We start from the raw sequence: 2,026 nt of genomic DNA, 5'->3' as shown, positions 1-2,026 counted from the left end.
CGCACCGACACCCAGATCAAAATCCGCGGCTTCCGCATCGAACCCACCGAAATCGAAACCGTCCTCACCACCCACCCCCACATCACCCAGGCCACCCTGGTCCACGCCGACGGGGAGCTGACCGCCTACGTGACCCTCGCGCCGGGTCGGCAGCCCGCTCCGGGCCCGGTCGGCCTGAGGACCTGGCTGCGCGAGCGGCTGCCCGAGCACATGGTCCCGGCCCGGTTCGCCGTCCTCGACCGGCTTCCGCTGACCCCGAACGGGAAGATCGACCAGCGTGCGCTGCCCGCCGTGGAGGCGCCGCTGACCACGGGGGGCCGGCAGCCGCGCAGCGAGCTGGAGGAGATCGTACGGACCCTCGTGAGCGAGGTGCTCGGCTCCCCCGCGCCGCTGTCCATGGACGACGACTTCTTCGACCACGGCGGCCACTCCCTCCTCGCGGCCCGCCTCACCAACCGGATCGGCGCGACCCTGGGCGTCGCCCTCACCCTCCGTGACGTCTTCCAGCACCCGACGCCGGCCGCTCTGGCCCGGCGCATCGACGGCGCCGCCCAGCGGCCCGCGCTGGCGCCGCTGACCCGGGCCGAGCGCCGCCCCGAGCGGCTGCCGCTGTCCTTCGCCCAGCAGCGGCTGTGGCTGGTCGCCGGACTCGGCGGGCCGGGAACCTCGTACAACGTCCCGCTCGCGGTGCGGCTGGACGGCGAGCCGGACGTGGCCGCCCTGCGGGCCGCCTTCGGTGACCTCGTCGCCCGCCACGAGCCGCTGCGGACCCGGTTCACCGCGGCGGACGGGGTTCCGCACCAGGTCGTCGACCCGGCTCCGGCCGCGCCGGCCTTCGAGCTGAGGACCGTGGCGGCCGATGACCTGGACGCCGAAGTCCTGGGCGCGGCCCGGTACTCCTTCGACCTGGCGGCCGAACACCCCTTGCGGGTAACGCTCTTCCGGTCCGGGGAGCGGGCACAGCACACCCTGCTCGTCCTGCTCCACCACATCGCCACCGACGGCCAGTCGCTGGGTCCGCTCTTCGAGGACCTGTCCGCCGCGTACGCGGCCCGGCTCGAAGGCCGTGCTCCCGGCCTGCCTCCGCTGCCCGTGGACTACGCCGACTACGCGCTGTGGCAGCGCTCGGCACTCGAAGGCCGGCCGCTCCACGAGCAACTCGCCTACTGGAAGACCGCGCTGGCGGGGCTCCCGGAGGAACTGGGGCTGGTCCACGACCGACCGAGGCCGCCGGTGGCGGGGCAGCGCGGCGGGATGGTCCGGGTGGACTTCGGGGCCGAGCTGTACAAGCGGGTCGTGGAACTGGCGCGGGCCGAGCGGTGCACCCCGTTCATGGTGGTGCAGGCCGCGCTGGCGGCGACGCTGACCCGGCTGGGCGCGGGGACGGACATCCCGATCGGGTCGCCGGTCGCGGGGCGGCCGGACGAGGCGCTGTCCGGGCTGGTGGGCTTCTTCGTCAACACCCTGGTGCTGCGTACGGACACCTCCGGCGACCCGGCGTTCCGGGAGCTGCTGGCCCGGGTGCGCGCCGCCGACCTGGACGCCTTCGCCCATCAGGACGCCCCCTTCGACCTGGTGCTGGAGGCGGTGAACCCGGCGCGGTCCCTGGCGCGGCATCCGATGTTCCAGGTCTGTCTGGCGCTGGAATCCGGGCCCGCGGTGGTTCCGCGGCTGCCGGGGCTGCGGGCCGGGGCGGCCGAGCCGCTGGCGACCGGGGCGGTCAAGTTCGACCTGGAGTTCCTGCTGCGGGCGCAGGAGGGGCCGGGTCTGACGGGGGCGGTGCTCTACAGCTGCGACCTGTACGAGCGGGCCACCGTCGAGCGGCTCGTGGCGATGGTGCGCCGCACGCTGGAGCAGGCGGCGGCCGGCCCGCAGACGCGGCTGTCGGAGCTGGAGCTGCTCGGGGAGGCCGAGCGGCGGCAGGTGCTGGAGGAGTGGACGGGCCGGCGTCGTGCGATCGGTGAGCCGACGCTGACGGAACGCTTCGAGGAGCAGGTCCGGCTACGGCCCGAGGCCCGCGCGGTGC

1 protein-coding gene is annotated in these 2,026 nt (G+C 74.8%); it reads left to right on the top strand.

What is annotated here, in order from left to right; genetic code table 11:
• The coding region (locus ACZ4TG_RS38095) for a condensation domain-containing protein (RefSeq protein ID WP_468173032.1) at positions 1-2,026 on the top strand (2,026 nt) is incomplete at both ends.

This window comes from Streptomyces sp. NPDC028314 (assembly GCF_055565795.1).
Note: the sequence above shows the minus strand (reverse complement) of the source record. Positions and strands in the feature narration are given on the sequence as shown.